22 protein-coding genes and 1 pseudogene are annotated in these 21,636 nt (G+C 59.0%); 13 read left to right on the top strand and 10 right to left on the bottom strand.

The window, feature by feature from the left end:
* Positions 1–68 precede the first annotated feature (68 nt).
* Together ACYZT0_RS11105 and ACYZT0_RS11100 are read left to right on the top strand one after the other, a co-directional pair.
* On the top strand, positions 69–1,343 hold the full coding sequence (locus ACYZT0_RS11105; protein ID WP_462045860.1) for a carbohydrate porin: 1,275 nt from the start codon (positions 69–71) through the stop codon (positions 1,341–1,343).
* 33 nt (positions 1,344–1,376) lie between these two features.
* The gene (locus ACYZT0_RS11100) at positions 1,377–3,038 is read left to right on the top strand and encodes a GMC family oxidoreductase (protein ID WP_462045859.1); all 1,662 of its coding nucleotides are present in this window, start codon (positions 1,377–1,379) and stop codon (positions 3,036–3,038) included.
* Positions 3,039–3,099: 61 nt separating this feature from the next.
* Here the strand turns inward: ACYZT0_RS11100 and ACYZT0_RS11095 are convergent, their stop codons facing one another.
* The 6 genes from ACYZT0_RS11095 to hpaR (ACYZT0_RS11070) form a co-directional block, all read right to left on the bottom strand.
* Positions 3,100–3,198 carry a hypothetical protein gene (locus ACYZT0_RS11095; RefSeq protein ID WP_462046547.1) on the bottom strand — a complete coding sequence of 33 codons (99 nt, stop codon included), beginning with the start codon at positions 3,196–3,198 and terminating at the stop codon, positions 3,100–3,102.
* A gap of 80 nt (positions 3,199–3,278) precedes the next feature.
* A complete protein-coding gene (locus ACYZT0_RS11090; RefSeq protein WP_462045858.1) occupies positions 3,279–3,443 on the bottom strand; it encodes a winged helix-turn-helix transcriptional regulator in 165 nt (54 codons plus the stop codon).
* A 214-nt stretch (positions 3,444–3,657) separates the two neighbouring features.
* Positions 3,658–4,068, bottom strand: a complete 411-nt coding sequence (locus ACYZT0_RS11085; protein ID WP_462045857.1) for a helix-turn-helix domain-containing protein — start codon at positions 4,066–4,068, stop codon at positions 3,658–3,660.
* Positions 4,069–4,103: 35 nt separating this feature from the next.
* The gene (locus ACYZT0_RS11080; RefSeq protein ID WP_462045856.1) at positions 4,104–4,598 is read right to left on the bottom strand and encodes an AraC-like ligand-binding domain-containing protein; all 495 of its coding nucleotides are present in this window, start codon (positions 4,596–4,598) and stop codon (positions 4,104–4,106) included.
* Positions 4,599–4,985: 387 nt separating this feature from the next.
* On the bottom strand, positions 4,986–5,108 hold the full coding sequence (locus ACYZT0_RS11075; RefSeq protein ID WP_462045855.1) for a hypothetical protein: 123 nt from the start codon (positions 5,106–5,108) through the stop codon (positions 4,986–4,988).
* Positions 5,105–5,527, bottom strand: coding sequence for a homoprotocatechuate degradation operon regulator HpaR (gene hpaR, locus ACYZT0_RS11070; RefSeq protein WP_462045854.1), 423 nt, complete (start codon positions 5,525–5,527; stop codon positions 5,105–5,107). The genes ACYZT0_RS11075 and hpaR (ACYZT0_RS11070) overlap by 4 nt, the downstream gene beginning before the upstream one ends.
* Positions 5,528–5,783: 256 nt before the next feature.
* Here hpaR (ACYZT0_RS11070) and ACYZT0_RS11065 point away from each other — a divergent pair, with 256 nt between their 5' ends.
* A complete protein-coding gene (locus tag ACYZT0_RS11065) occupies positions 5,784–7,040 on the top strand; it encodes an OprD family porin (RefSeq protein WP_462045853.1) in 1,257 nt (418 codons plus the stop codon).
* Positions 7,041–7,156: 116 nt separating this feature from the next.
* On the opposite strand, the gene hpaA is transcribed toward ACYZT0_RS11065, so the two are convergent.
* The gene (gene hpaA, locus ACYZT0_RS11060; RefSeq protein ID WP_462045852.1) at positions 7,157–8,059 is read right to left on the bottom strand and encodes a 4-hydroxyphenylacetate catabolism regulatory protein HpaA; all 903 of its coding nucleotides are present in this window, start codon (positions 8,057–8,059) and stop codon (positions 7,157–7,159) included.
* 189 nt (positions 8,060–8,248) lie between these two features.
* On the opposite strand from hpaA, the gene ACYZT0_RS11055 reads away from it, so the two are divergent.
* From ACYZT0_RS11055 to ACYZT0_RS11015, 9 genes and pseudogenes are all read left to right on the top strand, one after another.
* Positions 8,249–8,905, top strand: coding sequence for a fumarylacetoacetate hydrolase family protein (locus ACYZT0_RS11055; protein WP_462045851.1), 657 nt, complete (start codon positions 8,249–8,251; stop codon positions 8,903–8,905).
* A gap of 11 nt (positions 8,906–8,916) precedes the next feature.
* Positions 8,917–9,702: a fumarylacetoacetate hydrolase family protein gene (locus ACYZT0_RS11050; RefSeq protein ID WP_462045850.1), complete on the top strand. Its 786-nt coding sequence runs from the start codon at positions 8,917–8,919 to the stop codon at positions 9,700–9,702.
* 5 nt (positions 9,703–9,707) lie between these two features.
* Positions 9,708–11,168 (top strand): 5-carboxymethyl-2-hydroxymuconate semialdehyde dehydrogenase, encoded by a 1,461-nt coding sequence (hpaE, locus tag ACYZT0_RS11045; protein ID WP_462045849.1) that lies wholly within the window; start codon positions 9,708–9,710, stop codon positions 11,166–11,168.
* A gap of 108 nt (positions 11,169–11,276) precedes the next feature.
* A complete protein-coding gene (hpaD, locus tag ACYZT0_RS11040) occupies positions 11,277–12,134 on the top strand; it encodes a 3,4-dihydroxyphenylacetate 2,3-dioxygenase (RefSeq protein WP_462045848.1) in 858 nt (285 codons plus the stop codon).
* 49 nt (positions 12,135–12,183) lie between these two features.
* Positions 12,184–12,576, top strand: coding sequence for a tautomerase family protein (locus tag ACYZT0_RS11035; RefSeq protein WP_462045847.1), 393 nt, complete (start codon positions 12,184–12,186; stop codon positions 12,574–12,576).
* Between the two features lie 49 nt (positions 12,577–12,625).
* A complete protein-coding gene (locus ACYZT0_RS11030) occupies positions 12,626–13,930 on the top strand; it encodes an MFS transporter (protein WP_462045846.1) in 1,305 nt (434 codons plus the stop codon).
* A gap of 12 nt (positions 13,931–13,942) precedes the next feature.
* Positions 13,943–14,746, top strand: coding sequence for a 2-oxo-hept-4-ene-1,7-dioate hydratase (hpaH, locus tag ACYZT0_RS11025; RefSeq protein WP_462045845.1), 804 nt, complete (start codon positions 13,943–13,945; stop codon positions 14,744–14,746).
* Between the two features lie 18 nt (positions 14,747–14,764).
* Positions 14,765–15,565: a 4-hydroxy-2-oxoheptanedioate aldolase gene (hpaI, locus tag ACYZT0_RS11020; protein WP_462045844.1), complete on the top strand. Its 801-nt coding sequence runs from the start codon at positions 14,765–14,767 to the stop codon at positions 15,563–15,565.
* Between the two features lie 16 nt (positions 15,566–15,581).
* Positions 15,582–16,926, top strand: a pseudogene (locus ACYZT0_RS11015) (NAD-dependent succinate-semialdehyde dehydrogenase).
* Between the two features lie 63 nt (positions 16,927–16,989).
* Here ACYZT0_RS11015 and hpaR (ACYZT0_RS11010) read toward each other — a convergent pair.
* From hpaR (ACYZT0_RS11010) to ACYZT0_RS11000, 3 genes are all read right to left on the bottom strand, one after another.
* The gene (gene hpaR / locus ACYZT0_RS11010; protein WP_462045843.1) at positions 16,990–17,412 is read right to left on the bottom strand and encodes a homoprotocatechuate degradation operon regulator HpaR; all 423 of its coding nucleotides are present in this window, start codon (positions 17,410–17,412) and stop codon (positions 16,990–16,992) included.
* 250 nt (positions 17,413–17,662) lie between these two features.
* Positions 17,663–18,619 (bottom strand): p-hydroxyphenylacetate 3-hydroxylase reductase component, encoded by a 957-nt coding sequence (locus ACYZT0_RS11005; protein WP_462045842.1) that lies wholly within the window; start codon positions 18,617–18,619, stop codon positions 17,663–17,665.
* A 68-nt stretch (positions 18,620–18,687) separates the two neighbouring features.
* Positions 18,688–19,857: a p-hydroxyphenylacetate 3-hydroxylase oxygenase component gene (locus ACYZT0_RS11000; RefSeq protein ID WP_462045841.1), complete on the bottom strand. Its 1,170-nt coding sequence runs from the start codon at positions 19,855–19,857 to the stop codon at positions 18,688–18,690.
* A 274-nt stretch (positions 19,858–20,131) separates the two neighbouring features.
* On the opposite strand from ACYZT0_RS11000, the gene ACYZT0_RS10995 reads away from it, so the two are divergent.
* Positions 20,132–21,619: an aldehyde dehydrogenase family protein gene (locus ACYZT0_RS10995; protein WP_462045840.1), complete on the top strand. Its 1,488-nt coding sequence runs from the start codon at positions 20,132–20,134 to the stop codon at positions 21,617–21,619.
* Positions 21,620–21,636: the final 17 nt, after the last annotated feature.

Genomic DNA, 21,636 nt, shown 5'->3' with positions numbered 1-21,636 from the left:
TCCGAACCGCCTGCGTAACGCAGGCTGATGTTCGCTCAAAAAAACAATAACAAGACGAGTACATTGCCATGAAAACCCTTCGCATTCTGCCGGTGCTATTCTGCACCGGCCTCCTGAGCCTGCCTGCGTATTCCGACGAGAACGCCCCCAGCGGTCCGCTGGCCGGACTCGGTGAACAACTCGCGCGGAACGGCGTTAAGACCCACGCACAGTTCTGGAGCCTGTCGATGAAGAACCTCGACACCGGCCCAAGGCCTAACAGTTTTGGCAACAGTGGCGACCTGTTCGTCGGTGCTGACGTCAACCTCGGCACGCTGGCCGGCCTCGATGGCTCGGCGTTTCATGTCGAAGAAACCGTGTTCATCCTCGATCAGGGCACCGGACAACCCACCTCACGCAACTGGCAAGGTGCCGCCGGCAGTTACTTCGGCGGGGCACCGATTCACAACGACATCACCAGCAACCAACTGAGCCTGCTGACCTTCGAACAAAAATGGCTCGATGGCCGGCTCGACCTGCACCTGGGGCGCACCAATGCCCGGCGCTATTTCTATATCTACAACTGCGACACCGTGGTCACCTGCAACGACCCGATCATCGACTCCTCCACTGGCGTGCTACCACCGCCCTATGGCGCCTGGGGCGGCTACCTGAAATACCAGGTGAACCCAAGCCTGTACGTGCACGCGGGGGCGTTTGAATCCAACCCGGTGGACTACCTGAAAAAGCGCAAGGGCCTGGACTTCAGTACCGACGACGCCAGCGGTACCAGCTTCCTGCTGGGGATCGGCAGCAAGCCGGGCGATGACACCACGCAATACGAACTCAACGCTTATTTCAACTCCTCGAAGCAGGTCGATCCCTTGACCGGTGCCAGCGACCACGGCACCGCCGGCGCCTTCTTCAAGTTCCGTCAGACGCTGTGGCGTGCCAACCTGCAAGGCTTGCAAGTGTTCGGTTCGCTGTCGGCGGCCGCCGATAACAAGCAGCCCTTCAGCCATTTTGCCGAAGCCGGGCTGACCTACCTCGCGCCCTTCGACCGGCCCCAGGACAAGCTCAATTTCAAGACCAGCTACCTGCGGATCAACCCGCACCAACTGGAATTCCAGCAACGGATGCGCACCGACAACAACGGCGACCTGCGCCTGGGCGACCGGGATGTCTACGCTCTGGAAGCCAACGGTCACTTTGCGCTTAGCCGTAACCTGTCCATTGAGCCGAGCGTGCAGTACCTGATCAATCCGGACAACTTCTACAACCCTAGTGCCCGAGAGTTGAGCGGTAATGGCTTCGTTGTCGGGCTGCAAGTGATGCTGGATGTCGGCTCGATACTGGGGCTCTGAAGCTGTTTTTCTATCGTCAACGAGGTAATTGTCATGACTCAATCCCCTGCGCATACGTTCGACTACATCGTGGTCGGCGCAGGTTCGGCCGGCTGTGTGCTGGCCAACCGACTGTCTGCCGAGCCCGGGGTTTCGGTGTGCCTGGTGGAGGCTGGGCCCAGTGATCGCACGCTGTTTCCCGGGACCTACATCCGCACACCGGCGGGCATCATCCGATTGATCGCCAACCCGAAATGGAACTGGATGCATCAGTTCGAGCCACAATCGGCCAGTGGTGACCAACCGATCCCCTGCCCTCGCGGTCGGGTCTGGGGCGGTTCAAGTGCGATCAACGGCATGATCTATGTGCGGGGCCACCGCAGCGATTACGATCGCTGGGAGGCGGCCGGCAACCGGGGCTGGGGCTACGACGACCTGTTGCCGTACTTTCGCCGCTCCGAGCATTTCGAGCCCGGGCCTTCGCCGTTGCATGGGCAGAACGGCGAACTGAACGTCACCCACCAGCGCAGCCCAAGCGCAGTCAACTCAGTGTTCTATGATGCGGCGGCGCAAATGGGCTGGCGCTACAACAACGACTTCAACGGCGAGGAACAGGAAGGGTATGGCGCGTTTCACGTCACCCAGATCAACGGCGAGCGCTGCAGCGCTGCCCGGGCGTTTCTCTACCCGGCGTTGTCTCGACCGAATTTGACCGTGCTCAGCGAGACCCTAACCCATCGGGTGGTGCTCGATGGCAAGCGTGCCGAGGGTGTCGAAGTAAGCCAGGGAGATCAGTTGTTCACGCTCAAGGCCCGGCGTGAAGTGATTCTCAGCGCTGGCAGTATCAACTCACCACAGCTGTTGTTGCTGTCCGGTATTGGACCGGCCGAAGAACTGGCGCGCCACGGGATTACCCAGCACCACGAACTGCCGGGAGTCGGGCAAAACCTGCAGGATCACCAGGACATTGTCTTGATGTACCGCAGCGACAGCGACCTGGGTTACGGGCTGTCTCTTCGCGGGGTGTTGCCGTTGGCGACCTCGCCGTTTCAGTACCTGACGGCGCGACGGGGTCCATTGACCTCGAACACCGTGGAGTCCGGTGCCTTTTTGCGCCTCGAACCTGCCGATACCGCGCCGCAGTTGGGCCTGATTGTCGCCCCGGCATTGAAGAATCAGCCCCAACGCCTGATTCCCATCGGCCATGGCATCAGTTTGCATATAGCCGTGATGCACCCCAAAAGCCGTGGCCAGGTGCGATTGCGCTCAGCGGATCCGAAGGACAAACCGCAAGTAGAAGGCAACTTCCTCAGCCATCCGGACGACTTGCACACCCTGGTACAAGGCTTTCGCCTGGTGCGCCAGTTGGCGGCGACCCCGGCCTTTGCTGAGCGCTTGCGGGGCGAACTGGTGCCTGGGCCGAAGGTCAGCAGCACTGAGCACATCGAGCAGTGGATCAGGGAAAACCTAAGCACCGTGTTTCACCCGGTAGGCACCTGCAAAATGGGCAACGATCCCATGGCGGTGGTCGATGACCAGTTGCGTGTCCATGGCCTGCATGGGTTACGAGTGGCGGACGCTTCGATCATGCCGACCCTGATTACCGGCAATACCAACGCCGGCGCGATCATGATCGGCGAGAAAGCCTCGGACCTGCTGCTGGGCAAGGTGCCGCCGGAGCGGCAGCACGTCAGATGCTCCTCTGGGCGGCCGTGAATCAGAACGCCATCCACATCTTGGCTCATCAGGAACGATGTCGAATTCGTCGCTGCGCTGGTCACTGAGACCTATCCGGCATCTGAGTGATATACATTTTGTCCCAAGCCTTCATTGCCTCCAAGGTCGGGGCAAGTGAATATCCGAGGGGTGTGAGCATATATTCCATGCGTGGCGGCACCTCGGCGAACACTTTACGGGAGACGATTCAGGTGGCTTAAAGTTCTCCCAACTGCAAGGTCAGCGAGCGCTGAGGACTCCGCCAATCAGGCGGCCAAGCTCGCCAAAGCGTTTTGCGCCACTCAGCAGGTAGTGAACAATTAGCGGTTTCAATTTTCTGCCAGCAATGTTTACGGTCATTTCGACGGCGCAGCGGTAATCACCTGCTTTAGAAAGAGCATGCATGTGAAACTACCTCGCCCATCTGAACGTGCAGAGACTCTTCGAACCTTCGCAACGAGAAGATGGCACGTTCGGTTCACGCCTATGTGCGCGGCAGTACAATCCAGTTCTATAAGTCAATCGGTAGGCCATGCCCAACTGTTGTTAGAGTGCCTGCCACGCTGCATCACTTGACTGAGTCTGCCAAAGCTCTTGGCATTCTCTGCCAACTAGACGATTACAGAGCGTACTGGCGAAACTCTCGAGGCGCATGCTGGAAATAGCGTTTGAAGGCACGGCTGAAATGCGCAGCGTCGACAAAGCCCCACTTGAAGGCGATCTTAGTGATCGACTCATGACGCAGTTCATAGGCGCGCAGGTCCTGTGCGACCCGCTCCAGCCGGCGTTGTTGAATGTAGCGAGAGACACTTTTGTCGCGATGCTCGAACAGTCGGTAAAGCTGACGAACCGAAATATGCAGGTGTCGGGCTAGATACTCAGGGCTTAATTCAAGTTCTTGCAGGGACGTTTCGATCAAACGCGTTGCCAGTCCGTAAATATCCTCATGATCCACGCAGGCAAAGCTCGGCTGAGTTTCCGCAGTTTCGTCTAGGCCGGCAGCGGCCAACCCAATTAAAGCCTGTTCCACCGCTGCGCCATCGCTCTCGCCTCCATAGCCATAGCTCAGATCCACTCGCCCAGCGAGCGCACTAGCGTACGAATCATATGGGTTGCGATACTTTTGCGGGCGAGCTTACCAAACAGCCGTTGCTGTCTTAACTGCAGGCCTACTTGTTGGCGTGACAGATGAATCGAGACATTTTGCACCAGCCCCTGTGGCTCGATCTCGAATGCCAGAGCCGAGTCCACCAGGGCGATGTCTTCAGGGCCCAGTTCGATCACCCGGCCATGTTGTCGAATGCGCTGATAGCCGCTGCGCTGAAAAATTAGAAAGCAGTGACGGTTGTCGTCGCCATCGCCGCAGGTTTGCTGACGACTGATCAACCCTGCATTGGTACGGATGTGCGCCACCTCCAGGCCGCAGACATTCTGGCCATGGACACTGCCAATGAATAAATTGTGTCGCTCTAAAACCGCCGTGCTGAAATTACCGCACACCGCACGCAAGTCCCGGTTCCAGTTGGCAAACTCAGTGGAAGAGTGAAACAAGGCAGGCATGAAACACCCTCACAGAAGCAATTGGTTTTAGCTATACCGTTAACATATTATCAATATTTTTCGAGCGCAAGTCTGCCGACGTCGACGACAAAAAATGTACGCCGTTCAAGACCAGCGAGAAGTGAACGAGGAGCGGCGTTGCCCCGGCATATTCCGGTGCCCCTAACCGCGTTGCGACACTGGCTGCCCACTAGGAGCGGAGATCCAAAAATTTGCCGCCGGTTGGCGAGATGGCAAAACCAGACTCGCATCTAGTGACCGAACAATTGAACTCCAACTGAACTCTAGTATTCCCTCTATGGGAATGGGCTTATTTTTGGACTTGGTATTCAGATGGCATGTCACGGACAGGAAGAACCTGAATCCAAGTCGCGTTACGAGCGCTTTCTACATCATCCGAAGAAGCAACAATTGGGCTACCAGATCAATTCCCGCGTACACCACGTCGCAAGCGGCGAAATCATCAGGGTCCAACTGGTCGACAAACAGGTCAAACATCGGGTCAGTCATGGTTTGATGTTCTTCAGCTTGTTAAGCAGCCCCAGCAACTGCGCAAGGGGCTCCTCACCGAATTGCTCCTGAATCTTCAGATAGTTGCTTTCCATCCCCGCACTCATGTCGACGAAACACTGCTGCCCCTGCTCGGTCAGGGCGACAAACACCCGACGCTGATCTTCGGATGACTTTCTGCGCCGAACGATACCGTCACGTTCCAGCCGAGCCAGGACGCCGGTCATGCTTGGCTTGAGGATGCACGCTAGGTGAGCCAACTGATGGCTTTCCAATTCGCCCTGCTGGCGCAGGATACGAATCACTCGCCACTGCTGTTCAGTCAGATTATGTTCGTTGAGCAACGGCCGGAAAAACGCCATGGCCGCTTCGCGGGCCTGCAGCAAGGTGAGCGTAAGGGATGGTCTGGGGGTCTGCATGGTTCACGCACAAAAGAGGTCGAAGCGTCGAAGCTTAGAGTCGGCACCGTACGCATGCAACACGGCAGCGCACACCAAGTAGTTAATTTATAAACAAATTAATCGCAACACACCAAAAGTCACCAGAAAAACCCAATGTTTATTCATAGAACTAGCACGTCAAGCTACACAGTATAACGATAACATGTTAACAATATGCCGCCCCTCCAACCCAGCTGGGGGCGAAACCCACAAAAACAACAAAAGGAATCCTCTCATGCATTCGTGCCTCCTTCGCACGGCGGCAAGCGCTGGCCTGTGCGCCGCGTTTACCCCCTTGGGCGCTCAAGCCGATTTTATCCAGGACAGCAAAGCCAGCCTAGACCTGCGCAACTTCTACATGAATCGGGACTTTCGCCAAAGCAACGCACCCCAGAGCAAGGCTGAAGAGTGGGCGCAGGGTTTTGTATTACGCCTGGAGTCGGGATACACCGAAGGCATGATCGGTTTCGGTATCGATGCCTTGGGCGAGCTCGGAGTAAAACTGGATTCCAGCCGTGATCGTCGGGGCACCGGATTACTGCCCTTTGGCGCCAGTCAGCAACCAGATGACAGCTACAGTGAACTGGGCGTGACGGCCAAACTGCGCACATCCAAGACCGTACTCAAACTTGGCACCCTGCAACCGCAGTTGCCGGTGGTAGCCTATAACGATACCCGGCTGCTGCCTTCGACCTATAACGGTGAGTTGGTCACCTCTCAGGAAATCGATGGGCTGACCCTGAATGTCGGACGCCTGGAAAAACAGAACTTGCGCGACTCCTCCAGCAATGACGACATGAGTTATGCCGGCGTCCCGAGCAGTTACCTCGATCTGGCCGGCGGCACGTATGCGATCAATCCACAGCTGGCGGCGTCCTATTACTACGCCCAGATGCAGGACATCTACCGCCAGCAATTCGTTGGTCTGGTGCATGACCTGCCCTTGGCAGAAGGCATGAGCCTGCGCAGCGACCTGCGCTACTTCGAGACTCGCGAGCAAGGCAGCGACAAACTGCGCAGTCCCTCCAGAGTCGATGGTGGCAAGCTCGACAACCGTTTTTTCAATGGCATGGTGAGCCTCTCGGTGGGCGCCCATAAATTCGGCCTGGGTTATCAGAACCTATCCGGCGATGGCGACTTTGCCTTTCCGGGCCAAGACCCGTATTCGGTCAACCTGGTGACCATCAACGTCTTCACCAAGGCCGAGACTGACGCCTGGCAGGCGCGCTACGACTACAACTTCGCAGCCCTCGACCTGCCTGGGCTGACCTTCATGACCCGCTATGTGGACGGCACACATGCGCAAACCACCACCGTGCGCAACGGTCGGGAATGGGAGCGCGACACCGACCTGGCTTACACCGTGCAGAGCGGCCCGCTGAAGAACGTCAATGTGCGTCTGCGCAATGCCACCCTGCGCTCCAGCAACGGCCTGACCAGCGACATCGACGAAAGCCGACTCATCATTGGCTACAGCCTGGCCTTGTGGTGACCCACACGCGTGAAAAGTGCAATCGGTTCCCTGTAAAAGCCATTTTTCAGGGTGCCGACTGCCGCCATGTTGCTCCACAGACCGTCGACGCCCATCGAGAAGCGAACATGGCTGGCTCAACGCAAACCCGATTGTCGCTGGCGATACTCCCCTGGAGTCATCTGCGCGTAACGCTGGAAGAACCGACTGAAATAGGCCGGATCCTTGAAACCCAACTGATAGCAGATTTCGTTGGCCGAACTGCCGGTGAACAGCAACAGCCGCTTGGCCTCTTGCATGACCCTTTCAAGGATCAGCCGTTTCGACGGCAGATCGGCAATCCGTCGGCATACGTCATTGAGCCGTGCCTCGGTGACGCCAATACCGTCGGCATAGTGCGACAGCGGCCAGTGCTGAAGGTAGTGGTCTTCGATCAATTCGTTGAAGCGATGGAAGATCCGCAGGTCTTCATGGCGGGCCGGTCGGGCTTCCAGGGAATTGGCGCAGAGCCTGAGCAGGCTGATCATGATCAACCGAGTCAGGCTGTCCAGCGCCGAACCTCGCCCGGAGCCGTCGGCATTGATCTCGCTGCACAGTTCTTCGAACAGAAACTCCAGCCGGCGAACTTCGGGGTGGAACTGCGGTGCCAGTCGCGCGAGCGCGACGCAGGCCGCCGGCAACTGCGGACCGGGCGCCAGGCTAGGGTCGGCATCGATCAACTGCCAGACCAGTTGCTGACGCACCGTCAGCACATGCCCGTCGGCGTCCGCTTCAGTGACAAAGGAATGGGCCACCGTCGGTGGCGTAAGGAAAAACATCGGCCCCGACTCGAGGTACTGCTGGTCATCCAGATAGACCCGCACTGCGCCGCTCTTCACGTAGTGCACCTGGAAGAACCGATCGTGTCGATGCACCGGCATGTTGCGGCCGAAGAATCCCGCCAGATTGCCGAGTTTGTCGTAGTGAACTTCGGCATCGCTGTAGCGCTGGTCGTAGACCTGACCAATGTTGATGTTCGGGATCGGCTGACGATCGATCATCGCTGGACTCTCTTTCTTATTGGAGTGCTGGTCGTAAAAGGATTTTCATCCTGCACCGGTTTTCGGCCACTAATCACTGCCCGAAGATTTTGCCACGCTTGACGATAGTTAACATATTAATTATAACGTTAACAGATTAACGAATATCCCGCGGAGCAGTCATTGCCCCGCCACTGCCAGGAGAAAAGCATGAGCCGTGCCCTGCATGATGTTGCGAACGGCACCCTGTTCGGCGTTACGCTGAACTATCAGGGGTTGCTGAACCAACATATCGCCGAATTCGAGCAAGCGCCTTACCAGAAACCACCTGTCAAACCGGTGCTGTTCATCAAGACGCCCAACACCCGCAATGGCCACGACGGCGTGGTGGTTCATCCCCACGGTGAGCGCCTGCAACCGGGCCCGGCATTGGGCGTGGTGATCGGCAAAAGCGCCAGCCGGGTCAGCGTCGAAAATGCGCTGGATCATGTGGCCGGCTACACCATCGTCAATGAGTTCAGCCTGCCGGAAGACAGCTATTACCGCCCGGCGGTGAAAGCTAAGTGCCGGGACGGTTTCTGCTCGCTGGGCCCGGAGCTGGTGGCCCGTGATCAGGTCGCCAACCCGCATCAGCTGAGCCTGAAACTGTTCGTCAACGGTGAACTGCGCCAGCAAAACTCCACCGCCAACTTTGTCCGCAGCATTCCCCAACTGATTGCCGAAATCAGCGAATTCATGACCCTGCACGAAGGCGATGTGCTGATCACCGGCACCCCCGAAGGTCGTGTCGATGTGCAACCGGGCGACACCGTCGACGTCGAAATCAGCGGCCTGGGCCGCCTCGTCAACCACATCGTGGCCGAGTAACAGGAGCCTCCATGAAACACGCCCGTATCCGCTTTGAAGGCAAAGTCCACCTCGTCCAGGTCGAAGAGCACCCTACCGATAACAGCCATGCCGTGCGTCTGACCGACGGCCGCCTGCTGGACGAGCATCAGGTCGAGTGGCTGCCACCGGCCACCGGCAGCATGTTCGCCCTGGGTCTGAACTACGCCGACCATGCCGCCGAACTGGCCTTCAAGCCCCCGACCGAACCACTGGCATTCATCAAGTCCCCCGGCACATACACCGGCCACAACCAGGTGACCTGGCGCCCGGATAACGTCGCCTACATGCACTACGAGTGCGAACTGGTGGCCGTCATCGGCAAACCGGCGCGCAACGTCAAACGTGAAAACGCCCTGGAGTACCTGGCCGGCTACACGGTGTGCAACGACTACGCGATCCGTGACTACCTGGAAAACTACTACCGGCCCAATCTGCGGGTGAAGAACCGCGATGCCACGACGCCCGTCGGCCCATGGATCGTCGACGTCGCCGACGTGCCAGACCCCAGCAACCTGACACTGCGCACATGGATCAACGGTGAACTGCGTCAGGAAGGCAGCACCAAGGACATGATTTTCGACATCCCTTACCTAATCGAATACCTGTCCAGCTTCATGACCTTGCAACCAGGCGACATGATTGCCACCGGCACGCCGGAAGGCCTGGCCGATGTGGTGCCGGGCGATGAAGTGATCGTGGAAGTGGAAGGCGTGGGTCGCCTGGTCAATCGAATTGTCAGCGAAGCGGACTTTTTCTCCGCCCGTAAAGAGGCTTGAGCAACATGATCAAACACTGGATCAATGGCCGCGAGGTCGAAAGCAAGGACACCTTCGTCAACTACAACCCGGCCACCGGCGAAGCAATCGGTGAAGTCGCCAGCGGCGGCGCCGAAGAAGTCGCCCAAGCGGTGGCTGCCGCCAAGGAAGCCTTCCCGAAGTGGGCCAATACGCCAGCCAAAGAGCGTGCACGCCTGATGCGTAAGCTCGGCGAACTGATCGAACAGAATGTTCCGCACCTGGCTGAGCTGGAAACCCTCGATACCGGTTTACCGATACACCAGACCAAAAACGTGTTGATTCCACGGGCCTCGCACAACTTCGATTTCTTCGCCGAAGTCTGCACCCGCATGGACGGTCACAGCTATCCGGTCGACGACCAGATGCTCAACTACACCCTGTACCAGCCGGTGGGTGTCTGTGCGTTGGTATCACCGTGGAATGTGCCGTTCATGACGGCGACCTGGAAAACCGCGCCGTGCCTGGCACTGGGCAACACCGCCGTGCTGAAAATGTCCGAGCTGTCGCCGCTGACGGCCAACGAACTGGGGCGCCTGGCCGTCGAAGCCGGCATTCCAAAAGGTGTGCTCAACGTCATCCAGGGTTACGGCACGACGGCCGGTGACGCACTGGTTCGCCACCCCGACGTACGGGCGATTTCCTTCACGGGTGGCACCGCCACCGGCAAGAAAATCATGCAGACCGCCGGCCTTAAAAAGTACTCCATGGAGCTGGGCGGCAAGTCGCCGGTGCTGATCTTTGAAGACGCTGATCTGGAACGGGCCCTCGACGCGGCGCTGTTCACTATCTTCTCGCTTAACGGGGAGCGCTGCACCGCCGGTAGCCGAATCTTCATTCAGGAAAGCGTCTACCCACAGTTTGTCGCCGAGTTTGCCGCTCGCGCCAAACGCCTGATCGTCGGCGACCCGCAGGACCTGAAAACCCAGGTCGGCTCGATGATTACTCAGGCCCACTATGACAAGGTCACCGGCTACATCAAGATCGGTATCGAAGAAGGCGCCACCCTGCTGGCCGGTGGCCTGGAGCGTCCGGCCAACCTGCCGGCGCACTTGAGTCGCGGGCAGTTCATCCAGCCAACGGTGTTTGCCAATGTGAACAACAAGATGCGCATCGCCCAGGAAGAGATTTTCGGCCCGGTGGTGTGCCTGATCCCGTTCAAGGACGAAGCCGAAGCCCTGCAATTGGCCAACGATACCGAGTATGGCCTGGCGTCCTACATCTGGACCCAGGACATCGGCAAGGCCCATCGCCTGGCCTATGGCATCGAAGCCGGCATGGTGTTTATCAACAGCCAGAACGTGCGGGACTTGCGTCAGCCGTTCGGTGGGGTGAAAGGTTCCGGTACCGGGCGCGAAGGCGGTCAGTACAGCTTCGAGGTGTTCGCCGAAATCAAGAACATTTGCATCTCCATGGGCAGTCATCACATCCCGCGTTGGGGCATCTAAACCGCCGGTAACGGCTGTCGGAGGCAGCGATGGGTCGCGCATCGGCCTATCGCAAACGTCGACCGCCAACAGACTGAATCAAACAACAACAATTTCAGGAGAATCATCATGGGCGAAGTCGTCCTGGCCGCGAAGATCTGCCATGTACCATCGATGTACCTGTCGGAACTGCCCGGCAAGCATCACGGTTGTCGCGAAGCGGCGATTGCCGGGCACAAGGAAATCGGCCGTCGCGCCCGCGAACTGGGGGCCGATACCGCCGTGGTGTTCGACGTGCACTGGCTGGTCAACAGCGGTTATCACGTCAACTGCGGCGAGCATTTCAAAGGCATCTATACCAGCAACGAACTGCCGCACTTCATCAAGAATATGGAATACGAATACCCAGGCTGCCCGGAACTGGGCGAGTTGATCGCGACCGAAGCCAATCTGGCCGGGGTCCGCACCATGGCTCACAACATCCCGAGCCTGGAGCTGGAATACGGCACGCTGGTGCCGATGCGCTACATGCACATGGGCGTTCCCGACGAGCAGAAGTTCAACGTGGTGTCCATTGCCGCCTGGTGCGCCTGGCACCGTCTGGAAGACAGCTTTGCCTTCGGCGCGGCGGTGCGCCGGGCCATTGAGAAGAGCGATCGCAAAGTACTGGTCCTGGCCTCGGGCTCGCTGTCCCACCGGTTCTCGGATGACCGCGAAGCCGAAGCCAATATCCACAACTGGACCCGTGAATTCGACAAGCAGATGGACCTGCACGTGGTCGAAATGTGGAAGCAAGGCCGCTTCAAGGAGTTCTGCGCGATGCTCCCGGACTACGCCGAGCACTGCTTCGGCGAAGGCAAGATGCACGATACCGCGATGCTCCTCGGCCTGCTCGGCGGGCCAGCGTACAACAAACCTGCCGAGATCATCACTGAGCCGTTCGGCAGCTCCGGCACCGGCCAGATCAACGCCATTTTCCCCCTCTGATACTTGCTCGCGGGCAACCCACGGGTTGCTCGTGGCTTGGGAGACGCACATGCCGCATTTCATCGCCGAGTACACCGACAACATCGAGCGGCAGGCGAACCTGCCCGCGCTGTTCGAGAAGGTTCACACCGTTCTGGGAGACAGCGGCGTGTTTCCCCTGGGCGGCATTCGCAGTCGCGGGGTGTGCCTGGACACTTGGCGCATGGCCGATGGCAAGCATGATTACGCCTTCGTCCACATGACTCTGAAAGTGGGTCATGGCCGCGACCTGCCCACCCGGCAGAAAGTCGCCGAACAACTGTTCAACGTCATCACCGAACACTTCGCCGAACTGCAGTCACAACGGTTACTCGCGCTGTCGTTCGAGATGATCGAACTGCACCCCGAACTGAATTTCAAGCAGAACAATGTGCATGCCTTCTTAAAGAACCAGGCGGGCTGATCAACGCCCTCCTTCCGCCAACGGCCACTCAAACAAAAAGTACAACATCATGAGCACAGCCAATACCGCCGACAGCACCACCCTGATCGAACACGATCGCACCCACAGTCTCGTTACCTGGCGACTGATGCCCTTGCTGCTGATTTGTTACCTGTTCGCCCACCTGGACCGGATCAACATCGGCTTCGCCAAGATGCAGATGAGTACCGACCTGCACTTCAGCGATACCGTCTACGGCCTCGGTGCCGGCTTGTTCTTCATCGCCTACGCGCTGTTTGGCGTACCTAGCAACATGGCCCTTGACCGGGTCGGGCCACGGCGCTGGATCGCCAGCCTGATGGTGGTCTGGGGCGTGCTCTCCACCAGCATGTTATGGATCGAAAGCTCCAGTGGTTTCTATGTTCTGCGGTTTCTGCTCGGGGTGGCCGAAGCGGGCTTCTTTCCCGGGATCCTGGTGTTTCTGAATCGCTGGTACCCAGCCCGGCGTCGTGCGCAAGTCACCGCCCTGTTCGCCATTGCCGTGCCCATGGCCGGCGTCATCGGCGGGCCGTTGTCCGGCGCCATTCTGGAGAACTTCCATGATTTCGGCGGGCTGCGCGGCTGGCAGTGGATGTTCCTGATCGAAGGCGCGCCCGTGGTCATCCTCGGCCTGGTGGTGCTCAAGTGCCTGCCGGAGAGCTTCGAAACGGTGAAGTGGCTCAACCCGACGCAGAAACAACAATTGCGCACGCAACTGAGTAGCGAAGAGCAGCGCAAATCCATCACCTCTTTCGGCGGCATCGTGCGTGATCCACAAGTCTGGCTGCTGGTAGCGATTTATTTCGCGGTAATGCTGGCGGTCAACACCCTGGCGTTCTGGATGCCTACCCTGATTCACGGCGCCGGCATCGGCCGCGACAGTCAGGTCGGGCTGCTGAGTGCCGTGCCTTATTTGGCCGGGTGCTTCTTCATGATTGGTTGCGGACGCTCGTCGGACCGTCACCGCGAACGCCGCTGGCACCTGTGTGTGCCGCTGCTGATGGCCGCCGCCGGGATTGCCGTGACAGGCCTGGCGCCGGGCAACCCGTTATTGGTGATGGGCGGTTTGACCGTGGCCGGGATGGGCTCCAGCGCCGCATTGCCGATGTTCTGGCAACTGCCCCCAGCCTTTCTCTCCAACGGCACTCAGGCCGCCGGCATCGCGATGATCAGCTCGTTCGGCAGTATCGCGTCGTTCCTCGCGCCCTATCTGATTGGCTGGATGCGCGACACCACACAGAGCGCCAGTCTGGCCCTGTATGTCCTTGCACTGTTTATCGCCCTTGGCGGCTTCCTGGTCCTGCGCACCCACGCGGCCATCGTCAACCCACAGTAAGAGATCTTCGTCATGCTCGATCAACAGCAAATCCTGCAAGCTGCTACACAACTGGACCGGGCCGAGCGCTCCAGGGAACAGGTCCGGCAATTTTCTCTCGATCACCCGGATATCACCATCGAAGACGCCTACGCCATCCAGCGCGCCTGGGTCTCACAGAAAATCAAAGACGGGCGCAAGCTGGTCGGACACAAGATCGGTCTGACGTCACGGGCCATGCAAGTGTCCTCGAACATCACCGAGCCGGATTACGGTGCCCTGCTCGATGACATGCTCTTCGACGAGGGCACCGACATTCCTTTCGAACGTTTTATCGTGCCGCGAGTGGAAGTGGAGCTGGCGTTCATTCTCGGCAAGCCGCTCAAGGGGCCGAACTGCACGATCTTCGACGTGCTCGACGCCACCGAGTGGGTGATCCCGGCACTGGAGATCATCGACGCCCGCATTCAGCAAATCGACCCGCAGACCAAAGCGACGCGCAAGGTGTTCGACACCATTTCCGACAACGCCGCCAACGCTGGCGTGGTTATGGGCGGTCGTGCCGTGCGCCCGACCGAAATTGATCTGCGCAAGGTACCGGCGGTGCTGTACCGCAACGGCGTGATCGAAGAGTCAGGGGTTTCGGCCGCCGTGCTCAACCATCCGGCCAAAGGCGTGGCCTGGCTGGCGAACAAACTGGCGCCCTACGACGTCACTTTGCAACCGGGGCAGATCATCCTCGGCGGCTCCTTTACCCGCCCGGTGGCGGCCAACCCCGGCGATACCTTCCATGTCGACTACGACATGCTGGGCTCCATCTCCTGCCGCTTCGTCTGATCCCTGGAGGACCGTTTCATGGACATGCCCGTCAACCGTTTCAAGCAACGTCTGCAAAGCGGCGAAACGCAGATCGGCCTCTGGCTCGGACTGGCCGACGCCTACTGTGCCGAGCTGGCAGCGAATGCCGATTTCGATTGGCTGCTGATCGACGGCGAACATGCGCCCAATGAAGTGCGCGGCATGCTCAGCCAACTGCAGGCCATTGCACCCTACGCGAGCCAGGCGATCATCCGCCCGGTGATCGGCGATACCGCGCTGATCAAACAGGTCCTAGATATCGGCGCCCAGACCTTGCTGGTGCCCATGGTCGAAAGTGCCGAGCAAGCACGGGAACTGGTGCGCGCAATTCACTATCCGCCCCAAGGCATTCGCGGCGTCGGCAGCGCGTTGGCCCGTGCGTCGCGCTGGAACAGTATTCCCGGTTACCTCGATCAGGCCGACGCGCAGATATGCCTATTGGTACAGATCGAAAACCGAGAAGGCCTGGCCAACCTGGATGCCATTGCAGCGGTCGAGGGCGTCGACGGGGTGTTTATCGGTCCGGCGGATTTGAGTGCATCCATGGGCCATCGCGGCAATCCGGGCCACCCCGAGGTGCAGGCGGCCATCGAGGACGCCATCGTGCGGATTCAGAAAGCCGGAAAGGCCGCAGGCATTCTCAGCGCCGACGAAAAACTCGCCCGACGATATATCGAGCTGGGCGCGGCGTTCGTTGCTGTCGGCGTCGACACCACGGTGCTGATGCGCGGCCTGCAAACCCTCGCCGCCACATTCAAAGATGCCCCGGTACCCACCAGCTCTGGCGGCGTGTACTGATTTTTCGAGAAGTCCGATGAAACTTGATGATTTAAAACTGCTGCGCGTACAGGCTTATGTCAATGGCCAATGGATCGACGCCGATGACGGCACCTGTTTCGCGGTGACCAACCCGGCGGATGGCGAAACCATCGCCCAAGTCAGTTCCCTCGGCCAGGCCGAAACCGCCCGCGCCATCGCTGCGCCCCGGGTTGCCTTGCCCAACTGGCGCAGCAAAACCGCCAAGGAACGCAGCAACTGCTGCGCAAATGGTTCGAGTTGATCATGGCAAATCAGCAAGACCCGGCTCGCCTGCTCAGTTGGGAGCCAAGCAAGGCCGGCGGCTGGTGGTGATCAAACAGGCCATCGGGGTGGTGACGGCCATCACCCCGTGGAACTTCCCCAATGCAATGATCACCCGCAAGGTCGGTCCGGCGCTGGCCGCCGGTTGCACCGTGGTGCTCAAACCAGCGTCGGAAACCCCGCTGTCGGCCCTGGCTCTGGCTGAACTCGGCGAACGCGCTGGCATTCCGGCGGGAGTGCTGAACGTCGTCACCGGCACCCGCTCCCGGGAAATCGGTGCCGAGCTAACGGGTAACCCGGCGGTGCAAAAACTCTCGTTCACTGGCTCCACTGGCATCGGCAAATTGCTGATGGCGCAATGCGCGCAAACCATCAAGAAAGTCAGCCTGGAACTGGGTGGCAACGCGCCATTCATTGTCTTCGAAGACGCTGACCTGGATGCCGCGGTGGAAGGTGCGATTGGCTCGAAATTCCGCAACAGCGGCCAGACCTGTGTCTGCACCAACCGCTTGCTGGTACAGAACAGTGTCTATGACGAGTTCTCCCGGCGCCTGGTGTTGGCGGTCAACACCCTCAAGGTCGCGCGGGCCGAGACCGAAGGCGCGCAACAAGGGCCGCTGATCAACATCAAGGCGGTGGCCAAGGTCGAGGAACACATTAACGACGCTCTGGGCAAGGGCGCCACGCTGCTGGCCGGCGGCAAACCCCACGCTTTAGGCGGCAACTTCTTCGAACCCACGGTGCTCGGCGACGTCACCACGGCAATGCTGGTGGCCCGAGATGAGACCTTCGGCCCGCTGGCACCACTGTTCCGTTTTGACACCGAAGCCGAGGCAATCGCCTTGGCCAACGATACCGAGTTCGGACTGGCATGCTATGTCTACACCCGAGACCTGGGCCGCGCCTGGCGCGTTAGCGAGGCGCTGGAGTACGGCATGGTCGGGGTCAACGAAGGGCTGATCTCCACCGAAGTGGCGCCGTTTGGCGGCATCAAACAGTCAGGTTTGGGCCGTGAGGGCTCGAAGTACGGGATTGATGATTACATCGAGCAGAAGTACATGTGCCTGAGTATCAAATAATCCCTGCGCAACACGTCATTCGATGTCGCGAGCAAGTTCGCTCGCGACATCGGTTCGAAATGGTCAGCGCTTGATGGTCTTCAGCTCATTGAGCAGCCCGAGCAAGGTCTGCAATTTCTCCTCTCCCAGCTGTGCCTGCAATTTTTGGTAGTTCTCTTCCATACACTGGCTCATGGACTCAAAGCAGGCCTTGCCCTTTTCCGCCAGGGTCACCAGCACCCGCCGCTGATCCTGCTCGGCCTTGCGTCGATGGACCATACCCGCCGCCTCCATGCGCACCAGCACGCCGGTCATGCTCGGTTTGAGAATGCAGGCCAGTTCCGCCAGTTGGTAGATTTCCAGCTCGTCATGCTGACTGAGGATGCGGATGACCCGCCACTGTTGTTCAGTCAGCCCGTGCTGGTTGAGCGAAGGACGAAAAAAACTCATGGCCGCTTCACGGGCCTGCAAAAGGGTCAGTGTCAGGGATTGCCGGGGTTTGAGCATTGGGATCAGATCACGATTAAATTTAGTTAACAGTTTAACAAAACTTTACCACTGTCCAACTTGGATTGCGCTACATCGTCAATATTATCGTACTGCAAGGCGCCTGACCCGGGTGTTGGCGGCGCGGACAAGATTCGCTTTCTGGGCGGTTCGCACGTCAGGAAAGGCATCAGATTCGATACCTGCAGTGGCTCTGCCTGCCATGAACAAAAACGGCGCCCTGAGGCGCCGTAGAATATTCGCATAACTATCAGCAGTGGCTGATCAGTTGCTTCAACACCGTCTTGAAGGTTTCGATCTGCTCTTCACTGAAATCGGCGAACACCTTGTTTTGTTGCTCTCGAGCAATTGCCCAGAGTTCTTCGGTTTGCACCATGCCGGCACCTGTCAGGCGCACTCGGCTGTCATCGTCGTTGACCAAGCCTTTGCGCTTGAGATTGGCCACCGCCTCATCAATTTCCCTAACCGGCATCGCCACCTCCCGCAACAGATCGTTCACACTCAGGCCGGCATCACTTTCCAGAACCATCAGCATTCGCGCTTCACTGGTACGCAGGCCGGTGGACAACTGCCGAGGCTGGTAGCTGGCCTGATAGGTCCGCACCGCCTGAGTCATCAGGTAATACAGGTTGTGACTGAGGCGCCCTTGGAAACGGCTGCTCGGCGGCTGGCTTTCGTCGTGTTTGGTCATGCGGGTATGGGGCAGGACCATGGAGTAGGCGCCCTGGTGATAGAGCAATGGCGAGCGACCGAAATCGTCGAAGGCCACGACCTTACCGATCATGATCCAGTGATCGCCGCCATCCACCTGCTGGTATTTTTCGCAGTGAAAGCGCGCCGAGCAATCAGCGAATACGGGCGCGCCGCCCTCCCCCTGTTCGAATTTGATCTCGGCGAAGCGGTCCTCCTTGGGTCGGGCGAAGTTGTTCGACAGATCGATCTGGTCCGCTGCCAGCACGTTGACCGCGAAATGGCTGGCCTGCTCGAACACCTCGTGGCTGTTGGAGCGTTTGTCGATGCTCCACAGCACCAGAGGTGGGTCAAGGGAGACCGAGTTGAAGCTATTGGCCGTGACGCCAACCTTACGACCGGAGGTGGTGGTGGCGGTCACCACCGTCACCCCGGTGGCGAAGTTGCCCAGTGCGCGACGGAAGGCCCGTGGGTCGAACGTCGTTTCAGTGGCTGCGCAAGCGCTTTTCTCAGACATGCAAGACTCCCGGACTGCTTTCACGAGCAGCCCTGATTGTTGTTATGGGGGCTTTGTGGCAGCTCGACTCAGATCATGCTCGGATCTGGGTCAAGCCCCATCAACTCGCGGCCAAGAATCTGCGCGCAGACATCGTAATCGGTGTAGGCATGGGCGCCGGTCATGTGCGAATCGCGGAACAGACGCTGCATCTCATTGTGTTCGAACCAGGCATTGCCGCCGGAGGCCTCGAACAGGCGGTCCACCGCCTGGATGCACATCTTGGTTGCGTAAGCCTGGTTGGTGCGCCAGAACGCCAGGGTTTCGCGGCTTGGATAACGTTGTTGCTCACTGTGTTCGGCGTGTTCCTGCCAGGTCTTCTCGAGGAAGGCGCGGGCGGCCGCCACTTGATGAGTCGACTCAGCCAGACGCATCAAGGCCGGGGTTGCCGCGCCGACCGCCGCACCGGTGTATGCGCGCATGCGGGTTTTAGTTTTCTCGCGGAATACGTCAAGCATTCGCTCGGCCACCCCCAGACTCACGGTGGAGAAACCGCTGGCAAAGTAAGGACGGTACGGCGAGTAGAAAATCTTGCTTTCCGGGTACAGACCGAAGCCTGCGGACTTGCCCTCCATCATGTCCTTGGCTTTCTGAATGCGGTGTTCCGGCACCCGCACATTGTCGATGATCAAGGTCTTGGTACCGCTTCCTTTCATCCCCGCGGCAAACCAGTCGTCACGGATCTGGTAGTCGCTGCGCGGCAGGACCGCGAAACAGTAGTCCTGAGTGCCGTCAGCGTTTTTACGGCGGAAACCGACAATCGCCCACTCGGCATGATCGCAGCCGCTGCTCCAGCCCATTTCACCACTGAACAACACACCGCCTTCAATTTCTTCAGTACGACCGAACGGCGCAATGCTGCTGCTGGCAGTGGCATCCGGATCGGTACCCCAGACTTCCTGCTGCAATTGGGCTGTGAACAGCGCCAGTTGATGGCTGTGAGTGCAGAGCAAGCTCATGGCCCAGGCGGTGCTGGCACAAGCGCCTGCGAGCAAGGCAATGCAGTCGGCAAATTGCGGTAGCGAGATTTCCATGCCACCGAACTTCTTCGGCTGAAAGGCACGGTGCATGCCAATGCTTTTGAGCAGCGCAATGTTCTCGTCGGGGACCTTGCGGTTCTGCTCGGCCTCAAAGGCATTGGCTGCGATAGTCGGCAGAATGGACTTGAGGTCTTCGAGGAGCGGGTTTGGCTTTTTCATGGACGGCCCTACTTATTATTGGTTGTCCGGCCAGCGCCCCGAATCGAGGTGCAGCCCTGGATGCAGTGCCAGTATGGAACCCGCCGTCCCGGGAGAAAATGCACCTTCCGGAGCCTAGATTGTACTTTTCAAAGGCCATACCCCATGCCTGCAGCTTAGACGTTGAATCGATCTGGCAGCCACAGACATGGCCTCCGGCAGCCACAGTCAAGCTGCCCCCCCCCCCCTTTGATTAACCTCGGGCTTTTCTCTTGTTCGCGACTAGGAAAATCCCATGAGCGATATTGCACTGCTGCCACAAGTTGAAGCCTTCCTCAATCGAAGCCATGCTCTGTTTATTGATGGAGGCTACGTCAAGAGCCATTCCAACCAGACGCTGGATGTAATTAATCCAGCCACCGGCAAGGTCATCGCCCGGGTTGCCGACGCTGATCCAACCGATATCGATGCGGCGGTGGAATCGGCCAACCGCGGCTTCAAGCAATGGTCCCAGGCCGCACCGGCGACGCGTGGCAACGTGCTGCTGAAACTAGCCGACCTACTGGAGCGCAACCGCGAAGAACTGGCGCAAATCGAAACCTGCCAATCGGGTAAGATCATCCAGATTTCCCGAGCCTTTGAAGTCGATCAGGCCGCGCACTTCCTGCGTTATTACGCTGGCTGGGCAACCAAGATCAGCGGCCAGACCATCACCCCGTCACTGCCCTCCTTCGCCGGCGAACGCTATACCGCGTTCACCCTGCGCGAACCGGTTGGCGTGGTGGTGGGCATCGTGCCGTGGAATTTTTCGACCATGATCGCCATCTGGAAACTCGCCTCGGCGCTGGTAACCGGCTGCAGCATCATCATTAAACCCAGTGAATTCACCCCGCTGACCATCCTGCGGATCGCCGAGTTGGCCATCGAAGCAGGCCTGCCTGCCGGCGCGCTGAACGTATTGACCGGTGGCGGCCTGGTGGGCAAAGGGCTGATCGAGCACCCAGGCACCGACAAGGTTTCGTTCACTGGCTCCGTGCCCACCGGCATCGCCGTCGGTCGCAGCGCCATGGGCGCCGGGTTGACTCGCGCGACCCTGGAGCTGGGGGGTAAAAACTCGGCGGGGTTCTTGCGCGATGTGGACCTAGACAAAGCGGTCAACGGCATCATCGAGGCCGGCTTCCTGCATTCCGGACAAATCTGCGCCGCCGCCGAACGCTTCTTCGCCCATCGCTCGCAGATCGAGCCAATCATGGCCAAGCTGGCCGAACGTTTGGGCCAACTGAACATCGGTTCGCCACTGGATGAGCGAACCGAATTCGGACCGGTCACCAACCGCCAGCACCAGTTGAGGCTCGAAGATTTTTTCGCCAAGGCCCGTGCCGAAAATAACACCATCATCCACGGTGGTAACCTGATCGATCGCCCCGGCTGCTATGTCGAACCGACAGTGATCCTCGCTAACACCGTCAACGACACCCTGCTCAACGAGGAAACCTTCGGACCGGTCGCTACCTTCTTCCCCTACGACACCGAAGAAGAACTGCTGGCACTGATGAACAACACGCCCTATGGCCTGAGCGCCAGCCTCTGGACCAACGATCTGAGCAAGGCCTTACGCATGGTGCCGGCCATCAACGCCGGTACGGTGTGGGTGAACATGCACACTATGCTCGATCCGGCGGTTCCCTTCGGTGGCAACAAGTCCTCGGGAGTGGGGCGCGAGTTTGGATCAGCATTTATCGACGATTACACTGAACTGAAATCTGTGATAATTCGTTATTAAGCCAGCGCCGGCATGGA

It is taken from the genome of Pseudomonas sp. ZS1P83, assembly GCF_054897825.1.
Note: the sequence above shows the minus strand (reverse complement) of the source record. Positions and strands in the feature narration are given on the sequence as shown.